Origin of the sequence: Streptomyces sp. NPDC088246 (genome assembly GCF_044741025.1) — a bacterium.
Lineage (GTDB): Bacteria > Actinomycetota > Actinomycetes > Streptomycetales > Streptomycetaceae > Streptomyces.
Genome location: NZ_JBIURV010000016.1, coordinates 59,214 through 84,068 on the forward strand (window position 1 = coordinate 59,214; position 24,855 = coordinate 84,068).

General features: G+C 70.4%; 17 protein-coding genes and 3 pseudogenes. 10 read left to right on the forward strand and 10 right to left on the reverse strand.

What is annotated here, in order from left to right; translation table 11 throughout:
* Positions 1-69: 69 nt before the first annotated feature.
* The 4 genes from ACIPEK_RS22445 to ACIPEK_RS22460 all read left to right on the forward strand — a co-directional run bounded on the left by ACIPEK_RS22445 (position 70) and on the right by ACIPEK_RS22460 (position 6,920).
* A complete protein-coding gene (locus ACIPEK_RS22445; protein ID WP_401998775.1) occupies positions 70-1,440 on the forward strand; it encodes a hypothetical protein in 1,371 nt (456 codons plus the stop codon).
* Positions 1,440-2,726, forward strand: a complete 1,287-nt coding sequence (locus ACIPEK_RS22450; protein WP_401999084.1) for a hypothetical protein — start codon at positions 1,440-1,442, stop codon at positions 2,724-2,726. Before ACIPEK_RS22445 ends, ACIPEK_RS22450 begins: the two co-directional genes overlap by 1 nt.
* A gap of 3 nt (positions 2,727-2,729) precedes the next feature.
* A complete protein-coding gene (locus tag ACIPEK_RS22455; protein WP_401998778.1) occupies positions 2,730-5,651 on the forward strand; it encodes a hypothetical protein in 2,922 nt (973 codons plus the stop codon).
* Positions 5,652-6,350: 699 nt separating this feature from the next.
* On the forward strand, positions 6,351-6,920 hold the full coding sequence (locus ACIPEK_RS22460) for a DinB family protein (RefSeq protein WP_401999087.1): 570 nt from the start codon (positions 6,351-6,353) through the stop codon (positions 6,918-6,920).
* 51 nt (positions 6,921-6,971) lie between these two features.
* On the opposite strand, the pseudogene ACIPEK_RS22465 reads toward ACIPEK_RS22460, so the two are convergent.
* From ACIPEK_RS22465 to ACIPEK_RS22475, 3 genes and pseudogenes are all read right to left on the reverse strand, one after another.
* Positions 6,972-7,355, reverse strand: a pseudogene (locus tag ACIPEK_RS22465) (zinc ribbon domain-containing protein); the annotation flags it as partial.
* A 162-nt stretch (positions 7,356-7,517) separates the two neighbouring features.
* Positions 7,518-7,616, reverse strand: a pseudogene (locus ACIPEK_RS22470) (NUDIX hydrolase); the annotation flags it as partial.
* A gap of 56 nt (positions 7,617-7,672) precedes the next feature.
* The gene (locus ACIPEK_RS22475) at positions 7,673-8,434 is read right to left on the reverse strand and encodes a MerR family transcriptional regulator (protein ID WP_401999090.1); all 762 of its coding nucleotides are present in this window, start codon (positions 8,432-8,434) and stop codon (positions 7,673-7,675) included.
* 179 nt (positions 8,435-8,613) lie between these two features.
* On the opposite strand from ACIPEK_RS22475, the gene ACIPEK_RS22480 reads away from it, so the two are divergent.
* Complete coding sequence (locus ACIPEK_RS22480; protein ID WP_401998781.1) at positions 8,614-8,739, forward strand: hypothetical protein; 126 nt, start codon at positions 8,614-8,616, stop codon at positions 8,737-8,739.
* Positions 8,740-8,775: 36 nt separating this feature from the next.
* On the opposite strand, the gene ACIPEK_RS22485 is transcribed toward ACIPEK_RS22480, so the two are convergent.
* The 5 genes from ACIPEK_RS22485 to ACIPEK_RS22505 are packed head-to-tail and all read right to left on the reverse strand — an operon-like array spanning position 8,776 to position 14,033.
* Positions 8,776-9,588, reverse strand: a complete 813-nt coding sequence (locus tag ACIPEK_RS22485) for an ABC transporter ATP-binding protein (RefSeq protein WP_401998784.1) — start codon at positions 9,586-9,588, stop codon at positions 8,776-8,778.
* On the reverse strand, positions 9,585-10,565 hold the full coding sequence (locus ACIPEK_RS22490; protein ID WP_401998787.1) for an ABC transporter ATP-binding protein: 981 nt from the start codon (positions 10,563-10,565) through the stop codon (positions 9,585-9,587). Before ACIPEK_RS22490 ends, ACIPEK_RS22485 begins: the two co-directional genes overlap by 4 nt.
* A gap of 5 nt (positions 10,566-10,570) precedes the next feature.
* Positions 10,571-11,458 carry an ABC transporter permease gene (locus ACIPEK_RS22495; RefSeq protein ID WP_401998790.1) on the reverse strand — a complete coding sequence of 296 codons (888 nt, stop codon included), beginning with the start codon at positions 11,456-11,458 and terminating at the stop codon, positions 10,571-10,573.
* A complete protein-coding gene (locus ACIPEK_RS22500; protein WP_401999093.1) occupies positions 11,455-12,408 on the reverse strand; it encodes an ABC transporter permease in 954 nt (317 codons plus the stop codon). The genes ACIPEK_RS22495 and ACIPEK_RS22500 overlap by 4 nt, the downstream gene beginning before the upstream one ends.
* Positions 12,405-14,033 (reverse strand): ABC transporter substrate-binding protein, encoded by a 1,629-nt coding sequence (locus ACIPEK_RS22505; RefSeq protein ID WP_401999096.1) that lies wholly within the window; start codon positions 14,031-14,033, stop codon positions 12,405-12,407. The genes ACIPEK_RS22500 and ACIPEK_RS22505 overlap by 4 nt, the downstream gene beginning before the upstream one ends.
* Before the next feature lie 136 nt (positions 14,034-14,169).
* On the opposite strand from ACIPEK_RS22505, the gene ACIPEK_RS22510 reads away from it, so the two are divergent.
* Positions 14,170-15,219: a LacI family DNA-binding transcriptional regulator gene (locus ACIPEK_RS22510; RefSeq protein ID WP_401998793.1), complete on the forward strand. Its 1,050-nt coding sequence runs from the start codon at positions 14,170-14,172 to the stop codon at positions 15,217-15,219.
* A 4-nt stretch (positions 15,220-15,223) separates the two neighbouring features.
* Here the strand turns inward: ACIPEK_RS22510 and ACIPEK_RS22515 are convergent, their stop codons facing one another.
* The gene (locus tag ACIPEK_RS22515) at positions 15,224-16,858 is read right to left on the reverse strand and encodes an amidohydrolase (RefSeq protein ID WP_401998796.1); all 1,635 of its coding nucleotides are present in this window, start codon (positions 16,856-16,858) and stop codon (positions 15,224-15,226) included.
* A 359-nt stretch (positions 16,859-17,217) separates the two neighbouring features.
* Positions 17,218-17,354 (reverse strand): annotated as a pseudogene (locus ACIPEK_RS22520) (MaoC/PaaZ C-terminal domain-containing protein); the annotation flags it as partial.
* Here ACIPEK_RS22520 and ACIPEK_RS22525 point away from each other — a divergent pair.
* The 4 genes from ACIPEK_RS22525 to ACIPEK_RS22540 all read left to right on the forward strand — a co-directional run bounded on the left by ACIPEK_RS22525 (position 17,335) and on the right by ACIPEK_RS22540 (position 24,846).
* On the forward strand, positions 17,335-17,475 hold the full coding sequence (locus tag ACIPEK_RS22525; RefSeq protein WP_401999102.1) for a hypothetical protein: 141 nt from the start codon (positions 17,335-17,337) through the stop codon (positions 17,473-17,475). The pseudogene ACIPEK_RS22520 and the gene ACIPEK_RS22525 overlap by 20 nt on opposite strands.
* A gap of 73 nt (positions 17,476-17,548) precedes the next feature.
* Positions 17,549-18,943 (forward strand): NAD(P)/FAD-dependent oxidoreductase, encoded by a 1,395-nt coding sequence (locus tag ACIPEK_RS22530; protein WP_401998799.1) that lies wholly within the window; start codon positions 17,549-17,551, stop codon positions 18,941-18,943.
* Positions 18,944-19,330: 387 nt separating this feature from the next.
* Entirely contained in the window at positions 19,331-20,359 is a 1,029-nt protein-coding gene (locus tag ACIPEK_RS22535) for a helix-turn-helix domain-containing protein (RefSeq protein WP_401998802.1), read from the forward strand.
* Positions 20,360-21,456: 1,097 nt separating this feature from the next.
* Positions 21,457-24,846 carry a S8 family serine peptidase gene (locus ACIPEK_RS22540; protein WP_401998805.1) on the forward strand — a complete coding sequence of 1,130 codons (3,390 nt, stop codon included), beginning with the start codon at positions 21,457-21,459 and terminating at the stop codon, positions 24,844-24,846.
* The last annotated feature ends 9 nt before the right edge of the window (positions 24,847-24,855 follow it).

Genomic DNA, 24,855 nt, shown 5'->3' on the forward strand with positions numbered 1-24,855 from the left:
CGCTAGTGGCCGGGGACACCTACCGATCCCAGGTTCGCCCGCCTGCCCCGGACGACGTACTCTCCTCACATGCCGCCTCCGAGCCAGCAGACCGGCGAGCGCCGACCGCGCGCCATGGTCATCGACCGGGCCTGGCGTGGCCTCGGGCCGGGGCTGGAGTCGCTGAGCGGCCCCGGTGGCGCACCGTTGACCCGGACGATCAAGCTGATCGTGCTTCCGCTGATCGTCAGGCCGGCGCTGCATCCTGAACTCGCGGTGGACTTCCTCGGACCGGCGCAGGCCGCGCGCCTGGACGCGCTGATCCGGGAGTCGGGTACGCGTCTTGAGGCGACGGCACAGTGGTTCACGCTGCTCAAGAGGACCCGCCGGGCTCTGGGCATCGTGGCGGGCAACCCCCAGGATCTTTACTTCCAGCGGTGCTTCGAGCTGGCCACCGAGCACGGAAAGCCCTCGGCAGGTGCGGACGCGATGGCCAGGGCCGTGGTGGAGGACGTGGTCGGCGCGGCCGGCGGACGCACGGTGGAAGTGCTGAAAGACCATCTGGCGGACGCTGTCCGGCGCGCCCGGCTCGACGGGGAGCTGGCCACCGCGTGGGAGAGTCATCAGCCGGCCCCGGCCGCCGACGCGGTCGCGGCGGTCGTGCTGGCGGCCGAGGTGCTGGAAGCCTGCGGCGCGCCGGGGCGGTCGCGGAACTCGACGGAGTACACGGCCATGGTCGAGGCGGGACGCGGAGGATTGTTCGGCCGGGCCCTGTGGGCGGACGCGAGCGGTGTCTGGGGCCGCGACGATCTCCCAGTGCATCTGGGGCTGACCGCGTGGCAGGTACCGCCGTGTCCGGAGGCCGGGCGGAGTGCCTCGACGGCCACGCTTCCCGCGCCGCTGGACCGCACGCTCTTCGAGCGGCTCTTTGTGGTTCTGCAGTCGTCGGCCCGGCGCGAGGAACTGCCGACGGTGCCTGAGCTCGTGGGGCGGGAGGTCGGTCGCAGTTGCGCTCCGCTCGGACTGTACGACGAGAGCCTGCGCGTCGCCGTGGTCCTCGGCGGCCGGCTCGCGGTCGGTCTCGACCCGCTGGGCAGCAAGGAATCCGCGCTGGGGCGGACAGCGGCGCACCGGGCCGTCAACAGCCGCTGGCGACGGGAGGCTTCCGTTCTTCGTGCACGCCGGATGACCGTTTCTCCCCACCCCGACCCGGACGGCGGCGTCCTGGACGTCCTCGCCCAGGACCTCCGTACCCCCTGGGCCGCCTACATGCGGCGGCTGTGGGTGCGGCTGCACGGGCGGGATGTCCGCGACGCACCGCTGGGCGACATCGCGTCGGCCTGGGCAGTGCTCGACGGGGTCGCCCGCTCGGTGATGATGGACCACCGCGCCAGGGTCCGGTCGGCGCTGCGCACGCTGTCGGCGACCACTGCGGAAGCGACCGAGCGGAGCAGCGCGTGATGGCGCAGGCCGGCGTCGACGTCCATGTCGCGCGGGGTGAGGACGGCACGATCCGGGTCGCCTCCGGTCCTGTCGTCGGCCGGTCCGAGGACGGCAGCGACGCGGCCGCCGTGGGTCCCGGCTTCACCGGGGCCGTTCTCGACGTCGCGGGCGCGGTTCTGGTCTGGCCCGTCCTCGGGGAACCGGGCTTGCCGGTGGCGGAGGTGCATGACGTGGGGCGGGCGCAGCAGTGGCTGTGGGCGGTCTACGGCGAGCGCACCGCCGCCGCCGTGCACGCTTGCGCGGCAGGGGAGCCGGCCGGTGTTCGGGTGACGGCGGACGTGACCGCTCTCGCGGGCGGCGCAGCCCGGCTCGGCTTCGGGCACTGGGCGCACCGGTGGTGGCCGGCGTCGTACGCGGACGGGATACCGGCGCTCGAACCGGACGTGCTCGGCCTGGAGCTGGCCGCGCTCACCCACCGGTGCCAGCAGTTGTTCGACGACTTCGGTGATCAGCCCGATGACTGCGTGGCCGAACTGATCGAGGAGCATCAGGCCGCCCTCGACCTGCTGATCCAGTGGTGGCGCGCGGCACCACAGCAGGCGGACACGGCGCGCCACCTGGAGAGCGTCCTGCGGCTGATCGACGACGCGGCGGACAGCGCCGGGCTGGACGGGTCGGCGCTGCACCGCCTCCGCTCGTCCCTGGACCAGGACCGTCCGGCCGGTACGCCGGTCGGCCCCGGCGCGCTGTTCGCACGGCACGACGGCTATGCACTCGCGGCGGGCGAACTGCTCCTCGCGGGCGGCCGGGTGATCGCCCGGGGCTCGGGGACCAACGACTGGCGCCGCTACCCGCCCGGCTTCGTCGACGCTTCCGAGCACGCGGTGTCCTGGACCGTTCGCGCACTCGGCGCGCGACGGCGGATCGAGATCGAGGTCGTCGCACACGTCGCGGCACCCGCAGACGGTGCGCCCCTCGTCGCGGAGGTCCGTGTGAACGGTGGCCACCCGGACCGGGTGTTCCTCGCCAGACGGGACGACATGTGGACCGGCCGGGCGGATCTGGATCTGCACCTTCCGGACGGGGCGATACCGCCGCTTTTCGAGGTGGGTGTGCTACTGCCCGGATTCGACCCGGGTCCGGGGCCCGAAGGCCGCGGTGACCGCGACGCGATCCGCGCGCTGGTCCGGCGGCGACTTGCAACGGCGGCACAGCCCCTGGCGTACGAGGCGTCGCCGCACGACGCGTCTTCGGGGCTGTTCCTTGCCGAGATCGCCGCTGCTGCCACGGGCGAGGACTACTGACGGATGCCGGACGGGGACGGGGAGAACGCGGCGGTGATGCAACTGTACGGGGAGCCGTTCGACAGCGGCTTCGCCCTGGCCGAGGAGCATCAGCTGGCCGCTGATCCCGGGGCCGCGTGCGCCGTCTACGAGGAGTTGCTCACCGTGGCCGAGTCCATCGAGGACTCGCCCGATGTGCGGTTCCTGCGGGCGCACCTGCTGTCCGACATCGCGAGCGTCCGGCTCACCGCCACGGACCTGGCCGGGGCGGAGGAGGCCGTCGAGCGGTCCCGCGACCTGCTCGACGGCATCGCGTCGGTGCCGATGGGGCCGCGCGGTCGTCAACTGTGGCTGGAAATCATGCTGAAGACGCTGCTCGCCAGGGCCGACCTGCTGCGCAGGACCGGGCGCCTGGACGAGGCGCTGGGGTGTCTGGACGAGGCGGCGGTCAGGCTGCCCGAGTTCGACGATCCCGAGGGGCTGCGTTCTTCCGAACTCGGCCTGAACCGGGTGCATCTGCTGATGGAGCGGGGCGAGTGGGGAGCGGCCGAGGAGCAGGCCTCGGCGCTGCTGAACACCCTGCCGGCGACTGTCGTGGAGACCGTGCCGAGGCTGCTTACAGCCCTCGGCCTGGTCTGCGCCTCGACCGGACGGTTCGACCTGGCCGAGGACTACTTCGCCCGCGCGGAGGACAGCTTCCGGGCGATGGGGGACACCGGTGAGCTGCAGTCGCTGGTCGCCCACCGGGCGTACGCCGCGATGCACCGGGGCGACCTCGACCTCGCGGAGCGGTTGTTCGCCGAGGCATCCGCGGTCTTCGAGCGACAGGGGCGGTTCGGTGACCTGGCGGTCTGTGAACAGGCCCGTGGCTTTCTCGCCGGCCGGCGCGGTGACACCACCGGCGCGGACGACCTGCTGGGGGTGAGCCTGGCCCGGTTCCAACGACTCGGCGCCTCGATCGCCGCCGCCGACACCATGCTGCTGGGCGCCCAGCACGCCTATGACCGGGGCGACATCGAGGAGATGAAGCGGCTGGCCCAGGAGGCCCGCGAGGTGTACCAGGCGCGGGAGGTGTACGAGCGGTGCGCACAGGTCGACCTCATGCTCGCGAAAACCCTTGAGCACAACCTGAACCACACGCACCACGGCGACCGCGAGACGGAGTCCATCGCCACCGCGCTCGCCCTCGCCCTTCCTGCTGCGCTGGCCCTGGAGGCGGCCCGCTACGACTTCGTCACCGCCCACGCGCGCAGTCAGTGGCTGGAACTGGCGGACGATGCCATGCAGTTGGTCTTCCGCCTCGCCGTACGCCGACAGGACCAGGGGCTGCTCTTCGAACTGGTGGAACACCGCTGCGCGGGCGCCTCCCTGGCACTGGACCGTACGCCGCTGTCGGCGACACGCACCTCGCCCTCCGGGTCGGCCGAGTCCGCCGAATCGGTCTTCCCGAGTGCGGCCATGAAGGCATACGGGCATGTCGACGGCCCTATGACGCTCGGGGGTGTGGCGGCGGAGGCCGCTGCCTCCGCCGGCCTGCGCGTCGCACCGCCGCCGAAGGTGCGGATGTCGCCGGAATCCGGCCGCGTCGCGCTCCAGGAGTACATCGCGGCGGCCGAGTTCCGCTATCACCGGCCGATCGTGAACGAGGAAGAGGTGCCGTTCTGGATCACCGACGACCTGACGAGCCGCCCGGTGGTCCAGGTCCGGCTGGCCGACGCCGGGGACCTGTTCATGACCTGGACGTGGGCCGGCGGGGCCCGGGGGTTCGGCACCGGCCGCGGGCCCGGCGACGAAGTCGACCACGCGGTCGGTGCGCTGGTCGCCGCGCTGCCGGGGGCGGGCGGCGGAGCGGAGGGGATACGGCGAGCGTTCGACTCGGGAGCGATGGCCGATCACCGGACCGAACACCGGCTCGCGCGGGTGCTGGCCGAGGCGCTGTGGCCGGAAGGGCTGACGGCGCAGATACGCCAGGTGTCGGCGCGGGCGGGCCGTCCGCTGGTACGGATTCAGCCGTCGTCCCGGGTCGCCCAGGTCCCTTGGGAACTGCTCGCCGTCGACGACGACGATGTCCGGCTCATCGATCTGGCGGACGTCGTGACCACTGCCCCGGTGTCGTTGCAGCGGCAGGATCCCGCCGTGCGTCCGGCGCCGGACGCGGACACCGACGCCGACACGGTCGTTCTCGTCCTCGACCCCCGGGTGCCCGGATTCCGGGCCGACTCCTCGCTCGGCTCGGTCCTGGGACCGCCCGGCTCGGACCCGGAGCTGCTGTCGTTCGTCCAGAGCCGCCTCGACACCGGCGCCGTCGTACCGTCCGTCACCACCCCGGCCGAGGCATTCCGCCGCACCGACCTGGACCGGGACTGGCTGAGCGGCATGCTCCGCAAGGGGGCACGCAGACTGATGTACGTCGGGCACGTGAGCGGCGCGCCGGTCGAGGGCGGGCAGAGCGAGGACGGCACGCTCCATCTGTGCTGCGGTCCGGGGACCGACGGCCTGGCCGAGCCGATCCGCACCCATCGGCCGCTGTCCGCCAAGGACCTCCTGCTCGGCACGCTTCCGCTGCGCGCGGACGGGGAGCCGGGTGCGCGGATCTGGCCCGCGCCGTCCCGTGTCGCCCTCATCGGCTGCGAGAGCGGCGGCGATCTGCGGTTCGCCGAGTCGTTCGGCCTGGCGACAGCGATGATCCACAACGGTGCCGAGCTGGTCACCGCCACCCGCTGGGTGCTGCCCACCAGCTTCGCCTTCCACCGGCTGGCCGGCCTGGCCGAGTCCGTGCGCCCGCTGTCGGAAGCGATCATCGCCGTCGACACCGCCCACGAGCACCGCGACCCCGTACACCGGCTCGGCCGCTGGCAGCGCGAGCAGCTCAACCGCTGGCGCGCCGGCGGCCGGATCGAGCACTCGCCCCTGCTGTGGGCGGCCATGACCTGCATCGTCGTGTGACCAGCGAGCGGTCCGCCGGGACCTGACACTCCCAGAGGCTGTCTGTCCGCTGAGGGGGCGCCGGGCGATCGACTCGGCCAGCCGCCCGATGCCGTCCTCGCGTCCATGAAAAAGCTCGGCGTCCTCCTCGAACACCTCAAGGCTTCGGAACGGACATGCCGGGCGCAACACCTCCTCATCCACGAGCGACTCGGACGGTACGAGGAATGCGCTCCCCGCCGGGTCGCCGCGCCCCGCCGCGACGGCCGGCCCGACGACTCCGCCCTGCACGTCGTCCCACACCGCGGCCCCGCTGTAGCCCTTGGCGATCTGCCGGCTGCCGGTATCGGCGTCCATCTGCACCCAGTCCGCTCTCTGGACGCTCCGCAGCATGCCCGTCGCCCAGACACCATGGTCGCCGCCGCCCGGGAACCCGTTCGCTCTGAAGGGATGCCCTCACACGGACGTGCCATCCACCAGCGCCACTGGGTGCGCATTCGGTACGGGCCGATCGAGGCGTAGCAGCGCTGCATCGCCGCTGTCGTCCTCCACGACAGGCCTCCATGAGACGACCTGTGGCCGGGTACGTGGGACACATCAGCGGCACGCCCGGCATGGGTGAGCCGGACCGGGGCACACCTGCCCCCTCGTCCTCAACGGAGTCCGGAAGTGATCAACCTCGGGAAACTCACTGGTGAACTCGGGCTCTCATGGACGAACATGGAACGCATGAGTGATCAACCCGGACGATGGAGCAGAGCAACCGTCCACCCCGACATGTGGGCTGACCCGGACGACGACCCGCGCAACAGCGAAGGAGTCAGTTCGGACGGCGAGCTCGCGACGCTGCAGGGCTTCCTGACGGACTACCGCATGACCCTGCGGATGAAGTGCGAGGGTCTGGATGCGGAGCAGTTGGCCCGTCGGTCGGTTCCGCCGTCGACGATGTCGCTGCTCGGCCTGCTTCGACACCTCGCCGAAGTGGAACGGGACTGGCGCAACTGGATCAGCGACGGTGATCCACTGCCGAAGCTGTACGGCGAGAAGGACGCGGACTTCGACGGAGTCGTCGCCGAGCAGGCCGAGGTCGACGCTGCGTACTCCGCTCTGGAGCGCGAGCAGGCCGAGACCGACGCCGCGCTGGCCGAGCGCCCGGATCTGAGTGAGCGTCTGGGGAAGGACGGGACCTCAGTTCGGGAGCTGATGGTGCACAGGATCGAGGAGTACGCCCGCCACTGCGGGCACGCCGACCTGTTGCGCGAGCGTATCGACGGAAGGGTGGGCCAGTGAGGTTTCCTCATTGAAGTGCTCTCCCGGCTGAGGCCGGGGGATTCCTGCTTGCCTTGCGGCAGCGGGCTTGACGCGCTTCGCGCGCCTGACGACTGCCCTCCCGGCAGCCGGGATGAGCGCGAGGCCCATCCGGTACAGGTGAAAGACGTTCCGGGCTGCGTTGTGGTCGGCGTTGCCCGACCAGCCGCAGTCGGGGTTCTTGCACACGAACACGGCCTGGCTCTCCCGGTTGCCGGGCGTGGTGAAGCCGCACGCCGAGCAGCGTCGGGAGGTGCCGGGGGCGGGGACCTTGTGCAGGGTGCCGCCGAGCCGGGCGGTCTTGTATGTCGGCATGGTGACCGTGCGGCCCCATGCCTCCCGGCTGATGGAGCGGTTCAGCCCGGACTTCTGGGCAACGTTCTTGCCTGGGTCCCCGGTGGTTCTCCTGGCCGACTTGACCGCAGGAGGGGGGCCCGCATGGTCCTCGGGGTGGAGGGCGGGAAGTGCCCCATGGTGTGCAGGGCGTTCCGCATGCTGTGCCCGATCAGCCGGTTGGCAACCTTGCCAGGCTCCAGGTGGCAGCGAGCCCGGCGGTTCTCGTGGGCGAAGAACAGGACGGACACCGGTTTCTTCCAGCAGCTCCCGCGCGGCCCCGGCGCTCAGGGACTCGCCCCGCTCGCGCTTGCCCGACGGCATGTGCCAGCGGCCGTAGCCGTAGGAGAGAGTTGCTTGTCGCGGGGGGTCTGCAGCCCCCCGGCAGTGTGAGCCGCCGGTCAGTTCAGTCGGGCATCGGCGTAGACGACCATCGCGTCGCGCTGGTAGACGGCCAGCCCATCGGCAATCTTGTCGTAGTTCGCACGGATCTGCGGGTCATCGACGTAGGTCCGTCCCAGTCCCTTGTACGCGGCCGCGTTCGGGGTCCAGAACCGGCAGACGCCCTGGTAGTGGGCGTCCACTTCGACCTGCACTGCAGGATCGGCAACCGGTGTGCCGGCCACCATGAACTCCGCAATACGGATCATCTGTGCCGTAACCTCACGCTGCCACTGCTCCTGATCCTCGGCGGTCATCGTCTCGATGGCCTGTCGGGACTGCTCCCACGCCTTCGGCCACCGCTCGCGTACCTCGGCCTCAGCAGAGGAGTGCTCGAATCCCTCGAACAGGTTCTCCGGCCTGTTGATCCTTGCCATGTCGTTGTTGTCCTTCCCCTCCTCCAATTCGGTGATGGTCCGCCCGACCGTGCGGACGAGAGTCTCCAGCCGGTCACGCTCCCTGAGCAGCCGCCGGTGGTGCTCGCGCAGCACAGTCACCTGGTCGACCTGGCTGTCCAGAACCGCCTGGATCTCGCGCAGTCCCAGGTCCAACTCCCGCATCAGCAGGATCTGCTGAAGCCGCAGCAGGTCAGCCTCTTCGTAGTAGCGGTGCCCGTTGCTTCCGATCCGCGCAGGCGGCAGCAGTCCGATCTCGTCGTAATGCCGCAGCGTCCGGGACGTCACCCCGGACAACCGGGCCACATCCGCGATCGACCAGGCCATTGCCGTGCCTCCCATCACCGGGCCGGTCTCTCCGGCCACATGGACGACCCTAGGAGTTGACGCAGCGGAAACCGCAAGTCGATCTGACGCCGTCGCAGGTAACGGCGGTTACGGCGCGGCGAGTACGCTTTGTCGGCGAGTCGGGCAGCCGGGACGCGCGCGGACGAACCAGCAACAACATGACCGAAACCGAATCTGTTGAGGCGGCCGAGCCGCAGCCGGCGCGGGCAGTGAATGACCGACTCATCGACGAGCTGGTCGGCCGCGCCCAGGCCGAGGGCCTCCAGGCCCCGGCAGGAAGTTGAGGGACGCCGCGGCGTCCGGGGCCCGGATCGGGTTGGTCAACCGAGGGAGCGGCGGGCGGCCGCGGCGTCGGCGGGGTTCCAGCCGCGTCGGGGGACGGAGCTGAGCAGCAGACGTGTGTAGGGGTGGTGAGGCGCGTCCAGGATCTCGGCCGTGGGGCCCGCCTCCACCACCTGCCCCTCCCTGAGGACCATCACCTCGTCGGTGATGTGCCGGACGACGGCTAGGTCATGGGTGACGAAGAGGAAGCCGATGCCGACCTCGTGCCGGATGCTGCCCAGGAGTTCGAGGACCTGCGCCTGAATGGACACGTCCAAGGCCGCCACGGCCTCGTCGAGGACGAGGACGCGCGGTTCGGCGGCCAGCGCGCGGGCGATCGCCACGCGCTGGCGCTGGCCGCCGGACAGCTTGCCGGGCAGGGCGGCCGCCTCCCGTTCGCCGAGCCCGACCTGGTCGAGGAGTTCGGCGACGCGCTCCCGCCGGGCCGTCGTTTCCATCGGGAAGTGGAGGCGCAGGACCTCCTCGACGCACCGGCCCACGGTCACCCGCGGATCGAGGGACAGGTACGGATCCTGGAAGACCATCTGGATCTCGCGTGCGCGGGCGAGTCGCTCGGCTCTGCCCCGGGCGGGCGCCGAGCGGTCACGTCCACCGATCCGGATGGTGCCGCCGTCGGGGCGCTCCAGGCCGACGAGCATCCGTACAGTCGTGGTCTTGCCGCTGCCGGATTCGCCGACGATGCCGAGGGAGGAGCCCGGCGACAGGGTGAAGGACACGTCCTCCACCGCCGTGTGGTCTCCGTACCGCTTGCGCAGCCTCTGAACGACGAGTTCCCCGGTTGCCCCGGTCACAGTTCGATCCCTTCGTCGGCGCGGTGGCACGCGGCGAGTCCGTCGCCGTGGTGCGCAAGTTCGGGCGTCTCCTCGGAACAGCGCGGCTGCGCATGGGCGCAGCGCGCTGCGAAGGCGCACCCCGGTGGGGCCTTGGCGAGGGAGACGGGTCGGCCCGGGATGGGGCGTGGGGCGGCGGCTCCGGCCTCGATGCGGGGCGTGCAGGCGAGGAGCCCCGACGTGTACGGGTGGCGCGGGCGGTCGAACAGCGCGTCGGTGCCGCTGGTCTCGACGATCCGGCCCGCGTACATGACGTACACGCGGTCGCAGATCGCCGAGGCCAGTTCGAGGTCGTGGGTGACGAAGAGCATTCCGGTGCCGCGTGCGGCCTGGAGGCGCGTGAGGATCGCGATGATCTCTGCCTGGGTGGTGACATCGAGGGCCGTGGTCGGCTCGTCGGCGACCAGCAGCGCGGGCTCACCCGCGAGAGCGGCCGCAATGACCACGCGCTGGAGCATCCCGCCGGAGAACTGGTGCGGGTAGCGGCGCAGCGCGCCCCGCGGATCGCGGATGCCCACCGCGTCGAGGAGCTCCTCGGCCCGCTTCTCGGCCGCGGCGGCGGGCGTGCCCGCACCGCGCAGTCCCTCGGTGAGGAAGTCGCCCACGCGGCGCAGCGGGTTCACGGATGCCCGCGGGTCCTGGAAGATCATCGCGACCTGCCTGGCACGCAGCCCGGCCAGTTCGGCGCGGTTCATGGTCAGGACGTCGCGGCCCGCGACCCGCACCTCACCACTCGTCAGAGCCCGAGGCGGCAGCAGCCCGAGCACACTGCGGCACGCGACCGACTTGCCCGAGCCTGACTCGCCGACCAGGCCGACGGTCTCGCCGGCGTCGACCCGCAATGTGACGCCGTCGAGGATGGGCCGGGCCGCCTGCTCGCCGGGCAGACGGACGCCGAGCCCGTCGATCTCCAGCGCGGGGGTTTCATACTCGGTCATGGGACTCACCGCTCCCGCTTCGCGATTCGGTCGGCGAGCCCTTCGCCGACGATACCGAAGGCGACCACGGCGAGGACGATGCACGCGGACGGCGCGAGCGCGGGCAGCATCGCCCCCTGCTGGATCGCCGACTGGCCTTCGTTGATCATGGCTCCCCAGTCGGCCGTGGGCGGCTGCACCCCGAACCCGAGAAAGGACAGCGCGGCCAGATCCATCAGTACGTAGCCGAAGTTCATCGCGGACTGCGCGAACACGGTGGGTGCGATGTTCGGCAGCAGATGCCGCAGGCAGATCGTCCAGCCCGACCAGCCCTGTACGCGGTAGGACTCGATGTAGGCGCGGGCCTTCTCCTGGCGGGCGATACCTCGGACCAGGCGTCCGACGTACGGGGTGTAGGCCACGGCCATGGCGATCACGGGCGCGGCCATGCCCGAGCCGAGTACGGCTACCAGAAGGATGGCCAGCAGCAGTCCGGGGATCGCGAAGGCCAGGTCCATCGACCGGGACAGCAGGGCATCGGCCCAGCCACCGCGCCAGGCGGCGACCATGCCGACGAGCGTGCCCAGGAGGGTCGAGACACCGACCACGAGGAGTGGTCCGAGCAGGCCCGTCCGCGCTCCGTGGATGAGCCTCGACAGGATGTCGCGGCCCGACTGGTCGGTGCCGAGGAGATGGTCACCGCTGGTGCCTGTCAGGCTCGCTGACAAGTCGAGCGCGTCGGGGTCGTACGGTGCGAGTACGGGGGCAAGGACCGCGATCAGGACGAGCGCCGCGAGTACGACGACGCTTGCCGTGAACAGTGGGCCCTGGCCGAGAACCCGCAGTCCGCGCAGCCCCGGGCGGCGGCGCAGCGCACCCGGGGAGGGGGACGCGGGGGAGACGGTGGTGGTCATCGGGAAGCCTCCCCGTAGAGGGACAGCCGGGGATCGATAATCGGCACCAGCAGGTCGACGATCAGGTTGACAAGGACGAACGCCGCCACGCTGAGCAGGGTGATCGCCTGAACGACTGCGAAGTCCTTGGCTGTCACCGCCTGCACCAGCAGGGAGCCGATGCCGGACACGTTGAAGGCGGTTTCGACGATCGAGGTGCTGATCAGCAGGCCGGCGAGCATGGTGCCGCCGACGGTGACGATGGGGCCCAGTGCGTTGCGCAGCACATGCCGACGGACCACGGCGCCTCCCGCGACACCGCGGGCTCGCGCCACCTCGACGTGTTCGCGCCCGAGTTCGTCGAGCATTGCCGACCGGGTGACCCGGGCCAGCAGTCCGGCGAATGTGATCGCCAGGGCGAAGGCGGGCAGTGTCAGATGGTAGAGGCGGTCGCCGAGGCCCTCGGGAGTGCCTCCGGGCCCGGGAAACCAGCCCAGTTGGACGGAGAAGAGCGAGACGAGCGCGATGGCGCTGACGAACGAGGGAGTGGCCGTGGCGACGCCGGTGCCGAGGAGCACTGCGCGGTCCACGGCCCCGGGGCGCAGGGCGGCCATGATGCCGCCCGTCACACCGAGGACTGTGACCAGCACTGCCGCGTAGCCGACGAGCAGCGCGGTGCCCGGCAGGCGGGAGACGATGAGGGAACCGACGTCCTGGTGGAACTGGGTCGAGCGGCCGAAGTCGCCGTGCAGGACGCCGCCGAGCCACTTCGCGTACTGGACCGGCAGCGGGTCGTCCAGGTGGTACTGCGCGCGCAGCGCCGCGACCGCGTCCGGGGTCGCGGGCCGGCCGTGGAGCAGGAAGGTCACCGGGTCGCCCGGCGCGAGATGCACGGTGCCGAAGACGATGAACGAGGTGACGAGCAGCACCGCCGTCAGGCCGAGGAGGCGGCTCATCAGATAGCGCGTCATTGCTGCGCGGCCCCGATCGTCGCGGCCCATGGGTAGTACAGCTGGGCGATGCCGGTCGGGGCGCCCGTCACCCGGCTGCCGAGGAAGACCGAGTAAGGGGCTTCGTACAGCGGGATGATCGGGAGCTCGCGCACGGCGATGCGCTGGAGTTCGGCGGTCAGCTCCGCGCGGCGCGCCGAGTCGGGCTCCGCGTTCGCCTTGTCGAAGAGGGCGTCGAACTCGGCGTCGGACCAGTTGCCGTAGTTGCCGAAGTCGCCGGTGCGCAGGTACTGGTAGAACTCCAGTGGGTCGGGCGTGTTGTCGTACCCGTTGGTGATGACGAGGTCCAGTCCGTTACGGGCGCCGGGGTCGACGAAGACGCTGGTGTACGCCTCCGGGGCAACGGCCTTCAGCTGGACGTCGAGGCCGATCTTCTTGCCGGCCGCCTGGACGGCGTTGGCCACGACGCTGATCTCCGGGGCGAGCGAACTGGTGACGACGGTGACCTTGCGCCCCGTGGCACCGGCCTCGGCGATCAGCTTCTTCGCGCCGGCCACGTCGTACACGGGCTCGGGCAGCGCCTTGAAGTAGTCGTCGGCCTTCTCGGGCGCCAGCGCCCACGCGCCGCGCGCGGCGGGCGCCTTCGCGGGAACGCCGATGCCGCCGGCGGCAGCCTTGATGATGTTCTTGCGGTCGAGGGCCATGGAGAGGGCCTGACGGACCTTGAGGTCTCCGAGCGGGCCCTTGAGGTCGAGCACGGAGAGATCGGCGGCCGCCGTGTTGGGGCCGAAGTACACCTTGCCCTTGGAGCTGGTGCGCAGCTGGGCGAGGGAGGAGGAGGGAACCATGTAGCCGCCGTCGGCCGTGCCGGAGAGGAAGGCGTTGGTGCGGGCGGACGGGTCCTCGATGAAGGTGAACTTCACGGTGTCGGTCTTGGGAGTCAGCGACCGGTCCCAGTAAGCGGTGTTCTTCTTCAGGGTGAGGCTGTCGCCCTGGGCCCAGCTGTCGAGCGCGTAGGGGCCGGTGCAGTTGACCTTGCCCTTGGGGCCGCCGTAGTCCTTACCGGTCTTGGCCAGGAAGGCGGCGCTCTCGACGGTGCCGGGGGAGGCCGCCATGAGTTCGTTCAGGAGCACGTCGGGCTTGCTGAGCCGGATCGTCACCTCCAGCGGGCCGCTCTTCTTGATGGAGGCGACGTTCTTGAAGGACGAGCCCCACGGGGATCCGGTGGCCGGATCCATGTGGCGTTCGAGGGAGGCGACCACGTCGTCCGCCGTCATGGTCGATCCGTCGTGGAACTTCACATCCGGTCGAAGGGTGTACACCCAGGTTTTCGGGTCCGGGTTCGTGTACTTCACGGCCAGCCCGGGTTCGATCTTCATGTCGGGGGTGACCCGCAGCAGCTGCTCGCACACGTTGGCGAGCACGGTGTTCGGCGGGTAGTCGTAGGCGAGGGCGTAGTCGAGCGTGTAGGGCTCGGCGTACAGCGACCAGGTGAAGGAGTCGAGGGAGCCCTTCGCCGCCGGGGAGTTCGGGGTGACGGTGTAGGCGGGCGCGCCGCTGGTCTGGGATTTGGTCGCGCCGGAACAGCCGGCGGTGGTGGCCGTGACGACGGCGGAACAGACAAGCAGCGCGGTGGCTCTGGACATGCGCAAGGAGACCCACCCCTTTACGGGTGTAGTGACGGGCGCTGGGGGATGGAGCGAGTATCAATGCGGGAACGTTCCCGCGCAAGACTTTGCGGGAACGGTTTTGCTGAGGTCGCGAGGGTGGCAGCATCAGTGCATGACCTCAGCTCCCCAACACGGCGGGCACACTTCGCGAACCGCCCCGCCCCGCGTCCGTCTCGTCGATGTCGCCCGCGAGGCGGGCCTCTCCAAGACCACCGTCTCGGCGGCCCTCAACGGCACCGGAAGGCTCTCGCCGGCCGTACGGGAGAAAGCCAGGGAGACTGCGCGCAGGATGGGATACCGGCCCAACGCCACCGCCCGGCAGTTGCGTGCGGGAAGGGCCCGGCTGATCGGTTACGTCGTGGGGGAGTTCGCGGGGGCCCCGTGGACGTATCTGGAGTCGCCGTACTTCGCCCAGCTGACCGGCGCCACGGCGGCTGCGGCGCTCAAACGCGGATACGCCCTGGTGATGCTGCCTGCGGGATCGCTGCACAGCGAGTGGGCCGACCTGCCGCTCGAAGCGGTGATAGTTGCCGATCCGGTCGCCGACGACCGGGTGGTGGAAGACCTGCTTGCCGCCCGTATCCCCGTCTTCAGCGACGGATCGGTGGACGGCAGACCTGGAGCGCACTGGGTGGACGTCGATGCCGAGGAGGCGGTCCGCGGAACCCTGGAGCATCTGGGATCGCAGGGCGCACGGCGGACGGCGCTCGTGCTGCCCGACAGCACCACCCGCTTCCACCGCGGAGTTCTGGCCGCCTACCGGGGCTGGTGTGCCGCACGCGGCCACACGGCCCGGGTGACCTACGCCGCCGACGCCGGCAACGGCCCGGTGGTCCGGGCGGTGGACAGCGCGCTGACGGCTGCCGAGCGGCCCGATGCCCTCTTCGTCGTGGCGGAGCTGAGCCCGCCGCTCGTCCTGGAGGCGGCACGCCGCCACGGCTACGACGTACCCGGCGACCTTCTCGTGGTGTGCGTGAGCGAGGACGGTACGGCCGAGCACACCGAACCTCCGATCTCGACGCTGAGCCTTCAGCCCCGGAAGGTCGCCGAGGCCGGGATCGAACTCCTCGTCTCCGCCCTGGAGAACGGCGACGAAGAGCCCTCGGGCGTGCTCGTGCCGACGCGCCTGCTGGTCCGGGAGTCCTCGCGGCGGCCGTCCTAGGCCCTCAGGCGGAGTGCACCAGCGAGCCGCCGACGTAGGTGCGCAGGACCTGGGCCTCGGCGATCTCCTCCGGAGGCAGCGTGAAGATGTCCCGGTCCAGCACCACCAGGTCGGCCAAGTGGCCGGGGAGCAGACTGCCGGTGTCGTCGAGCCCGTTCACATGTGCCGAGCCGGCGGTGTAGGCGGCGACCGCGGTGGCGAGGTCGAGGCGCTGCTCCGGCAGGAAGACCCGCCCGTCGGTGGCCTCGGGTTCCATCCGGTTCACCGCGACATGGATTCCGGCGATCGGATCGGGGCTGCTGACGGGCCAGTCGCTGCCCGCAGCCAGGGTGGCTCCAGCGCGCAGAAGGGAGCCGAACGGGTACTGCCAGGAGGCCCGTTCGGGTCCGAGGAAGGGGATCGTCAGCTCGTCCATCTGGGGTTCGTGTGCGGCCCAGAGCGGCTGGATGTTGGCGATGGCGCCGAGTCGTGCGAAGCGATCCAGATCGTCGGGGTGGACCACCTGGAGGTGGGCGAGATGGTGGCGGTTGCCACGCCGCCCATGGGCCACGACGGCTGCCTCGACCGCGTCCAGGGCCTCCCGCACCCCCCGGTCGCCGAGCGCGTGGAAGTGGACCTGGAAGTCGTGGGCGTCGAGCTCGGTGACGTACGAACGCAGGGCGACGGGGTCGACGAAGCTCAGACCGGAGTTGGCGGTGGCGCAGCCGCAGCCGTCGAGGTAGGGGGTGGTCATGGCCGCCGTGAAGTTCTCGGCGATGCCGTCCTGCATGATCTTCACCGCACGGGCCCGGAACCGTCCGTGGCTCAACTGCTCTCGCTGGGACAGCAGCTCGGGGATCTGCTCGGCCCCCCGCTCGCGGTCCCACCACAGGGCCCCGGCCACCCGGGCGGTGAGCGTGCCTTCACGGGCGGCCGCCAGATAGGCGTCGGACGGGTCCGGCTTGCCGCCGAACACGCCCAGAAGGGCGTCCTGCCAGCCGGTGATACCGAGGGAATGCAGCAGCTTCTGGGCCCGCAGCAGACCGGCGAGGCGGTCCGCCGGTGTGCTTGGCGGCACGATCCGGGAGACCAGGGCGGTGGCGCCCTCCTGCAGCATTCCGCTCGGGGTGCCGTCCGGCTCGCGCTCGATCCGGCCGTCGACGGGATCGGCGGATTCCCGGGTGAGACCGGCCAGTTCGAGCGCCCGGGTGTTGGCCCAGGCACCGTGGTGGTCGCGGTTGGCCAGAAGGACCGGGCGGTCCGGGATCACGGCGTCGAGGAGCTGCCGGGTGGGCAGTCCGCCGTCGAAGCTCTCCATGGACCAGCCGCCGCCCGTGATCCACGAGCGGTCCGGGTGCGCGTCGGCGTAGGAGCGTATGCGGGTGAGGTAGTCCTCGACGCCCACCGTGCCGGTCAGATCGCACTCGGCCAGTTCCATGCCGCCGAACACGGCGTGGATGTGGGAGTCCTGGAATCCGGGGAGCAGCAACTTGCCCTGGAGATCGACGACTTCGGTGTCCGGGCCGATCAGTTCGCGCACCTCGTCATGGCCGACGGCGGTGATGCGCTCCCCCGTGACAGCCAGGCTGCTTGCCCGGGTGCGCGCGGGATCGCCGGTGTGGATGGGGCCACGGGTGAAGATCAGATCGGGCTTGGCCATGAGGTGCTCCAAGGCGAGAGGGAGGGATGCGTCGAACGGTCATGCAACCGAGGTGCCCATTTACATGTCAACGTTGTTGTCGTAAGGCGCGATCACTGAGGGGTGGTGGGGCGCAGGCGGCCGCAGGGTGCCGTGCTGTCGGAGCGGCGGATCGTCGGGGACGGCCCTGAGGGTGGTCGCGCGGGGCTGACGCCCTCTCGGTGCGACGGCTCGGCGCAGCTCCGGCTGTTGACCGCAGTTCCTCGTACCGGTAGCTGCTCACCCTCGCCGCCGAGTTCATCGGCCGTGCGCGGGCGGGCCGGGAGTCCACCGGCGACCCTCGCGGCGACCTGCGGGAGATTGCTCCGGCTCCACGCTTTTCGTCGGCCGACCCGCACGGGAGAGGGGAAACGGACCTTGTTCAGCCCGTAGTTGACGGCCATCGAGACGCCCTCGACCCGCAGCAGTTCGCTCACAGGGGGATCAGGAGGGAGAGCGTGAGGCAACCGTGGGTGATGGTCCCGCTCAAGGGGGACGAGATGCTGGACCGGATCGACCTGGCCGACGGAGCCGAGACCAAGGGGGCCGGGGTCGATGAGCCCGGGGCCGGCCGCGAGCTCTTACGACAACATCGTTGACGTTATATCCCTCAAACGGTCTGATGGCGGTACTTCGGAGGCACGTTCCTCCGTAATCCGAAGGAGCCGCCTCATGGACCCCCTCATCTCGCTCCGGGACGCCGAACCGATCCCCTTCTGGCTGGACGACCGCGACCGGCCCCGCGCAGCCCGCGCTCTCGTCGGGGCTATCCGCTGCGACCTCCTCGTGGTCGGCGGCGGATACAGCGGACTGTGGACCGCACTGATCGCCAAGGAGCGCGACCCGTCCGCCGACGTGGTGCTGATCGAGGCGCAGGTGGTGGGTGGAGCGGCTTCAGGCCGCAACGGCGGATTCTGCGAAGCCAGCCTCACCCACGGCCTCAACAACGGACTGCAGCGCTGGCCGAACGAGATCGGTCTGCTGGAGCAGTTGGGCCGCGAGAACCTCCAGGCCATCGAGGACACGATCGAACGGCACGGGATCGACTGCGCCTGGGAACGCACCGGCTCTCTCGTCGTGGCCACCGAGCCCTATCAGGTCGCGGGCCTGACGGAGGAGGCCGAGAGCGCCGCCCGGTCCGGCGGCCGCCCGGTCCTCCTCGACGCCGACGCCGTACGGGCCGAGATCGACTCACCCACTTTCCTCGGCGGCCTCTGGAACAAGGACGACGTCGCCATGGTCAACCCGGCCAGGCTGGCCTGGGGCCTGAAGCAGGCGTGTCTGAACCTCGGAGTGCGCATCCATGAGCACACTCCCGCGACGGAGCTCACCGAGGCCGGCTCCGGAATCGCCGTCCGCACCCCCTACGGCCGCATCGACGCCGCGCGCGTGGCGCTCGCCACGAACGCCTACCCCTCCCTGGTCCGCCGCCACCGCCCGTACACCGTGCCCGTGTACGACTACGCCCTGATGACGGAACCACTGACCGATGCACAGCTGGCTTCCGTCGGCTGGCGCAACCGACAGGGATTCGCGGACAGTGCCAATCAGTTCCACTACGTACGCCTGTCCGCGGACAACCGCATTCTGTGGGGCGGGTACGACGCCGTCTACCGCTACCGAGGCCGTGTCAGCGCCGAGTGCGACCAGCGGCCGGAGACCTTCGCCACCCTCGCCCGGCACTTCTTCCGGACCTTCCCGCAACTGGAAGGGGTCCGCTTCACGCACGCGTGGGGCGGCGCCATCGACACCAGCACCCGCTTCTGCGTGTTCTTCGACACGAGTCACCGCGGGAAGGTCGCTTACGCCGCCGGCTACACCGGACTCGGCGTCGGTGCCACGCGCTTCGGCGCGGAGGTCATGCTCGACCTGCTCGCAGGCGACCGCACCCGGCGCACCGCGCTGGAGATGGTCCGGAGCAAGCCCCTGCCCTTCCCGCCGGAGCCGGTCCGCTCCCTGGGAATCGGCATCACCAAATGGTCCCTCGCCCGCGCGGACGAGAACGTGGGCCGGCGCAACCTCTGGCTCAAGACCCTGGACCGCTTCGGTCTCGGCTTCGACAGCTGACACCGGACCCGGCTGCTGCCAGGAGCGGGCCGACGATTCCTGCAATGAGTCAGGTCGTCCTCGGCGTCGAGCAGCCCTTGGAGGAAGATGGTGTCGGACGTCGTGGCCTCGGCGGGGGAGCCGGCCCGCCTTGTCGGTGATCAGCGGGAGTCCGGGCGGTAGGTGCCAGGTAGGGTTCGCAGGCGAGGAGCGCCATCAGGACCTCGCGCACGTCGGCTTTCGAGCAGGCCAGAGCTCGGGTGATCGGCATCCTGGCCGGGGTATCGACCAGGCAAACTGCCAATGGCGGCAATCTGACAGAGAGATAGGATTCGGCTGAGAAGAATCCGCTCGGTGCACGCGAGCTGCGCCAGGGCCGGACACGGTGGCCGCCCGAGGAGGAGCCGGATGCTGCAGGCGCTGGGATTGGGCCCGGACGAAGAGGCCATCTACACGGCACTGCTGGCCCACCCGACAGCCTCCGCGCAGGACCTCGCCCGGCAGACCGGACTCGAGAAGGCCGAGAGCGTGCGCATCCTGCTTGACCTGGCGGCGCGCGGCCTGGTGGCCGTCGCCAGCGAGGCCGAGAGCGGGGCACCCGACTCGGCCGATTGCGAGGCCGACCTCCAACCTGCCCGCTACCGGCTCACACCGCCCTCGGTGGCCCTGGCCCCGCTCCTTGTCGAGCAGCGCAACGCACTGCACCAGGCCGAGACCGCGTTCTCGATGCTGACCGAGCAGTACCGCAGTACCGCCGCACACACTGCGGGCGGTGTCGTGGAGGTGGTCGTCGGCGTGGAGCAGGTCGCACACCGGTTCCACCAACTGCAGCGCGGCGCCCAGCGGGAGTTGCTTGTCTTCCTCGTCGGCGAGCCCATCGCGGTGCCGCGCGAGGATACCGACACGTCGGAGAGTTCCGCGCTGGACCGCGGGGTCGACTTCCGGGTCGTGGCTGCCAAGAACTACCTCGACGGTCACAACGTTGTGCGGGACGTGCGGGCGGCCGTCACGGCAGGCCTCGAGCTTCGCGTGGTCGATTCGCTGCCGCTGAAGATGGTTGTGTCGGACCGGGAGCGCGCCATGGTGCCACTGGACATGGCGGACCTCGGCGGTGAGCCGAGCGCGATCGTGGTGCACCACAGCGGCCTGCTGACGGCCCTGGTCCATCTCTTCGAGAAGGAATGGGCCCAGGCCCGGCCGATGCATACCACTACCACGCGTGTGCACGAGGAGTCGGCAGCCGATCAGCAGCCGACAGAGGAGGAACTGGAGGTCCTCGTTCTGCTGCTGGCAGGGATCTCCGACCGGCGGGCGGCATCCCAACTCGGTCTCTCCATACGTACCGTGGAGCGGCGGATACGCCATCTGATGGACCTTGCCGGAGTGGAGTCGCGCCTGCAACTCGGATGGCACGCTGCGCGTGCGGGCTGGCTTTGACCTCCTCTTCGGCCTGACAGCCGAGGACCTTCCATCTGTTGGTGGTCCCCTGCGAGGTAGGCCGCCAACTCCTGGCGGGTTCTTGCTTCACCGTCGGCGGGCCCGTGAACCGGGCTGGAGATACCTACCGGAGCGGCGGCACGCGCACGCACGCCGACAGGTACCTGACCGAGTCCCTATCGGTTCTCGGCGGCCTGGGGATGAGGAGCGACATCGCGATGGCGGCGGCCATGGTGACGACACCGGCGATCACGCCGGCGATGTATCCGGGGGAGGGTGTCGGGTCGGCGCGCGGCGGCGGTCTCGACTGTGTACGGCACCGCGAAGCCGAGACCGGCGCCGAGGCTGAACGAATACGCGTTCAGATCTGGGCCGGAAGGCCGAGTTGTCGAGGAGGGACAGGACGACGGCGAGCCCGCCCGCCGGTGAATCCGTTGCCCGCGGTGGTCCGGTGGCTGTCAACGTCGGCGACCGGTCAGCGGCGACCTCGACGGCGTGCAGGGCGCGGGTGAGCCGGCCGCCCCCCAACCAGGATCGCTCTCTCAGACGTTCACTGCCTCGGCGACCTCGACCTGGCCGAGGAGTTGCACGCCGAGGGGTTGACGCGGCTGCAGTGGCTCCCGGAGACGGAGTGCGGAGCCTGCGTCGCGTCCGGGATCTGCCTGCCGGCCTGGTCGCCGGAGCCCTTTGCCCGCAACCTCGCATCCCGGCGAGCCACGACCGACGCGTGGTCCGACCCGCACCTCGCGCATGAGCCGCCGGGCCCGTTCCCCGGCGGCGGATCGGAGCCCGCACGGATCCGGAGGTATCGGCGTCACGGGAGGAGCTTGAGGGAGGCCACGGCCTGCTGCTGGGCGAGGATTGGGGGAATGTGCCCGCGGGCCCCCTCCGGCGAGATCATCCGGGCGAGCGTCGGCCCGGCGAAGTGTACCCCCACCTGCCGGACCTGAAGATTCACCGAGCTGACGAACCAATTGACTTGACCGCGTGACGGAATACCGCCACGTGGGAAACCCGTCACGCACGGCAACGCTAAGTGATCCGTATGTCTGCCAGGATGCAGCCGCAGCATGTTCACGGTTCAAGTAGGGAGACTCATGCATCCCATAGCGCGTATAGCCTTGGGCACGGCGACCGCCGCCGTCCTGGCCGTCACTGCGGTCGCACCATCCGGGGCGGCGGATACGCCGCCTGACGGTGCCTCGGGAAAGAGACCCGTCACGGGCAGCGGTGCCGCAGCAACGGGCGGCAAGCAGGTCGCGGTCACGCTCATCACCGGCGACAAGGTGCTGGTGACCACGGACACGTCGGGCCGCAGCTCGGCGGCCGTGCTGCCCCGCGAGGACGGCACACAGCCGATTGTGCAGACCTTTCAGATGGGTAAGGACCTCTATGTCTACCCGGAGGGCGCCTCCCGGGCAATCGCCGAGGGCAAGGTCGACGAGCAGCTGTTCAACGTCACTGGGCTGATCCGCCAGGGATACGACGACACACACACCGACACGCTGCCGCTCATCGCCACCTACCGGAACAGTGTGAACGTTGCCGACAGCGCGCCGGCGGCCCCTCGTGGGGCCGAGCGGGGCCTGACCCTCCCGGCTGTGGACGGCGTCGCGCTCAAGGCCGGCAAGGACACCGCCGCCACCTTCTGGCAGGACGTCACCGACACCCGCTCACGTTCTGCCTCCACGTTGAAGAAGCTGTGGCTGGACAGCAAGGTCAAGGCCACGCTGGACCGTTCCACCAAGCAGGTGCACGCGCCGGAGGCCTGGGCCGAGGGCTACGACGGCAAGGGCACCAAGGTCGCCGTGCTGGACACGGGCGTGGACGCCGAGCACCCGGACCTGGTGAGCCGGGTCGCCGCGTCCAAGAACTTCACGGACTCCAACAGCACCAACGACCGGGTAGGTCACGGCACCCACACCGCCTCCACGGTCGGCGGTTCCGGAGCGGCCAGCGACGGCCGCAAGAAGGGTGTCGCCCCCGGGACCGATCTGCTCATCGGCAAGGTCCTCAACGACGGCGGCTCCGGCGCAAGCTCCTGGATCATCGCGGGTATGCAGTGGGCCGTCGACCAGCAGGCCGATGTCGTCTCCATGAGCCTGGGCAACCCCGCGATCGGCGACTGCACCGACCCGCTGGCCGAGGCCGCGAAGCAGCTCTCGCAGAACACGCACACCCTGTTCGTCGTCGCCGCCGGCAACGCCGGCTCGGGCATCGAGACCGTCTCCTCGCCCGGCTGCGCGCCCGGCGTGCTGACCGTCGGCGCTGTCGACCGTGACGACACCACCGCGTGGTTCTCCAGCCGCGGTCCGGTGGCCGTCACCCACACCCTCAAGCCCGAGATCGCCGCCCCCGGCGTCGACATCTCGGCGGCCAACGCGGGCGGACGCGGCGTCTACGCCTACCAGACGATGTCGGGCACCTCCATGGCGACCCCGCACGTCGCGGGCGCAGCGGCCATCGTCCGCCAGGCCCACCCGGACTGGACCGCGCAGCAGATCAAGGCCGCCCTCGTCTCCTCCGCCCGCACCGACGGCAAGGTCGCCGGCGCCGACCAGACCGGGTCCGGCGTCCTTGACGTGTTCGCGGCGGTGCACCAGAAGGTGCTCTCCGCGCCCGCCGTCCAGGGCGGCAGTTACAACTGGCCGCAGGACTCCTCGGACCGCACCACCGTGCAGGTGCCCTTCACCAACACCAGCTCCGACGACCTCGCCCTGAGTCTCAAGGTCAGCGGTGTGCGCGGCAACGACGGCAGCGACGTCAACTCCGGCGTCATCAAGCTGGAGCAGGGCAAGGTGACCGTTCCCGCGGGGGCCACCGTCCAGGTGCCGGTGCGGATGGACCCCACCGCCCATCTCAAGGCCGCCCAGTACGGTGCCGTCACCGGCCGGATCATGGCCACCGGCAGCAGGGCGCACGTCTCCGTGCCGGTCACGCTCTACGTCCAGCCGGAAACGGTCACCCTCCGGGTCAAGGTCATCGACCGCAACGGCAAGCCCGCGACCGGCGCCTCCTCCCTGGACCTGGTCAGCCTCGACACCGACAAGGGCGAGCGCCGCAGCAACCAGGGCGCGACCGAGCAGACGTACAGCGTGCGCCCGGGCGACTACGCCCTCGCCGGCTTCGTGGCCACCTACGATGCGAACAACGCGGCCGAATCCATCGGCTACCTCGGACGCCCGCAGCTGCGGATCACCCGTGACACCACGGTCGTCCTCGACGCTCGCAAGGCCCACCGGCTGAGCCTGCACACCGACCGCCCCTCGGCGGTGACCCATACCACGTTCAGCTACGCCCGCACGTGGGACGACACCTGGCAGCTGAGCGGATCGCTCATGGCCGGCAGCGCCGTGCAGAAGTTCTACGCCTCCGTCGACGGGCGCGCTCAGAAGGGCTCCTTCGAGTTCCGGCCCACCTGGCGCGCGACCGGCTCCCAGGGCGGCTCGTCCTACGTCTACAACCTCTCGTTCCCGACCCAGGGCCCGCTGCAGTCCGACCGGGTCTACCAGCCGAGCGACTCCAAGCTGGCCCAGGTCACCGAGAAGTGGAACGCGATGGGCAAGGAGGCCGACTACATCGACGGGCTGTTCATCCGTCCCTCCTGGAGCAGCAACACCAGTGTCACGGTGAGCCTGTTCGACCCGGTCCATGTGCCGGGTACCCGTACCGCCTACTACACGACCGGCGACGACAGCTGGTTCCACGGCGCGATGACCAGCTTCCCGTGGGCCGCGTTCATGAGCGACCAGGAGCGCACCTACCAGGTCGGAGAGCGGCGTACCGAGGAGTGGTACCACGGTCTCCTGCGGCCGGCCGCGCCGCGTGACACCGCCGGCAAGCTGGCGCTGGCCGCCGAGCGGCAGGGCGATCTGATCGGCTTTCAGAGCGCGCTCTGGCTCGACGCCTCCGGCGACCACTGGTCCTACGGCGGGTCGTTCGGCGACCTCGGTAACCTGGTGCTGAAGCGCAACGGTGAGCAGATCGCCACCAGCGCCTATCCGTACGACGTGTTCAAGGTGCCGGCTGAGGACTCCGCGTACGAGCTCACCCAGAACCTGTCCAAGATCCCGACCTCGGACCGGAACTGGCTGCGCTCCACCGATGTCACCACCACCTGGAGCTTCCGCTCCCACCTGGAGCCGGACGTCTACTCCCGCGGCCTGCCGATCCTCTTCCCAGCGTATGACCTGCCGGTGGACGGTACGAACACGCTGCCCGCGCAGAGCGGCATCAAGGTCGGCCTGTCGGCCGAGGGCCACGCCGGGTACACCCCGGGCACGATCACAGCGGCCTCGCTGTCCTACTCCTACGACGGCGGCACCACCTGGACCCAGGCGCCGACCGAGCAGCAGCACGGCAAGTGGACGGCCGTCCTCGACCACACCGGCGCCGCCGGCAAGCAGGTCATGCTGAAGGCCACCCTCACCGACTCCAACGGCAACGCGGTCACCCAGACCATCACCCGCGCCTACGACGTCCGGTAGCCACGCAGT

Bases quoted from the DNA above. Each gene is read 5' to 3' on its own strand.
- ACIPEK_RS22445 (WP_401998775.1), top strand. From the start codon at position 70: ATGCCGCCTCCGAGCCAGCAGACCGGCGAGCGCCGACCGCGCGCCATG.
- ACIPEK_RS22450 (WP_401999084.1), top strand. From the start codon at position 1,440: ATGGCGCAGGCCGGCGTCGACGTCCATGTCGCGCGGGGTGAGGACGGC.
- ACIPEK_RS22455 (WP_401998778.1), top strand. From the start codon at position 2,730: ATGCCGGACGGGGACGGGGAGAACGCGGCGGTGATGCAACTGTACGGG.
- ACIPEK_RS22460 (WP_401999087.1), top strand. From the start codon at position 6,351: ATGGAACGCATGAGTGATCAACCCGGACGATGGAGCAGAGCAACCGTC.
- ACIPEK_RS22475 (WP_401999090.1), bottom strand. From the start codon at position 8,434: ATGGCCTGGTCGATCGCGGATGTGGCCCGGTTGTCCGGGGTGACGTCC.
- ACIPEK_RS22480 (WP_401998781.1), top strand. From the start codon at position 8,614: ATGACCGAAACCGAATCTGTTGAGGCGGCCGAGCCGCAGCCGGCGCGG.
- ACIPEK_RS22490 (WP_401998787.1), bottom strand. From the start codon at position 10,565: ATGACCGAGTATGAAACCCCCGCGCTGGAGATCGACGGGCTCGGCGTC.
- ACIPEK_RS22495 (WP_401998790.1), bottom strand. From the start codon at position 11,458: ATGACCACCACCGTCTCCCCCGCGTCCCCCTCCCCGGGTGCGCTGCGC.
- ACIPEK_RS22500 (WP_401999093.1), bottom strand. From the start codon at position 12,408: ATGACGCGCTATCTGATGAGCCGCCTCCTCGGCCTGACGGCGGTGCTG.
- ACIPEK_RS22505 (WP_401999096.1), bottom strand. From the start codon at position 14,033: ATGTCCAGAGCCACCGCGCTGCTTGTCTGTTCCGCCGTCGTCACGGCC.
- ACIPEK_RS22510 (WP_401998793.1), top strand. From the start codon at position 14,170: ATGACCTCAGCTCCCCAACACGGCGGGCACACTTCGCGAACCGCCCCG.
- ACIPEK_RS22515 (WP_401998796.1), bottom strand. From the start codon at position 16,858: ATGGCCAAGCCCGATCTGATCTTCACCCGTGGCCCCATCCACACCGGC.
- ACIPEK_RS22530 (WP_401998799.1), top strand. From the start codon at position 17,549: ATGGACCCCCTCATCTCGCTCCGGGACGCCGAACCGATCCCCTTCTGG.
- ACIPEK_RS22535 (WP_401998802.1), top strand. From the start codon at position 19,331: ATGCTGCAGGCGCTGGGATTGGGCCCGGACGAAGAGGCCATCTACACG.
- ACIPEK_RS22540 (WP_401998805.1), top strand. From the start codon at position 21,457: ATGCATCCCATAGCGCGTATAGCCTTGGGCACGGCGACCGCCGCCGTC.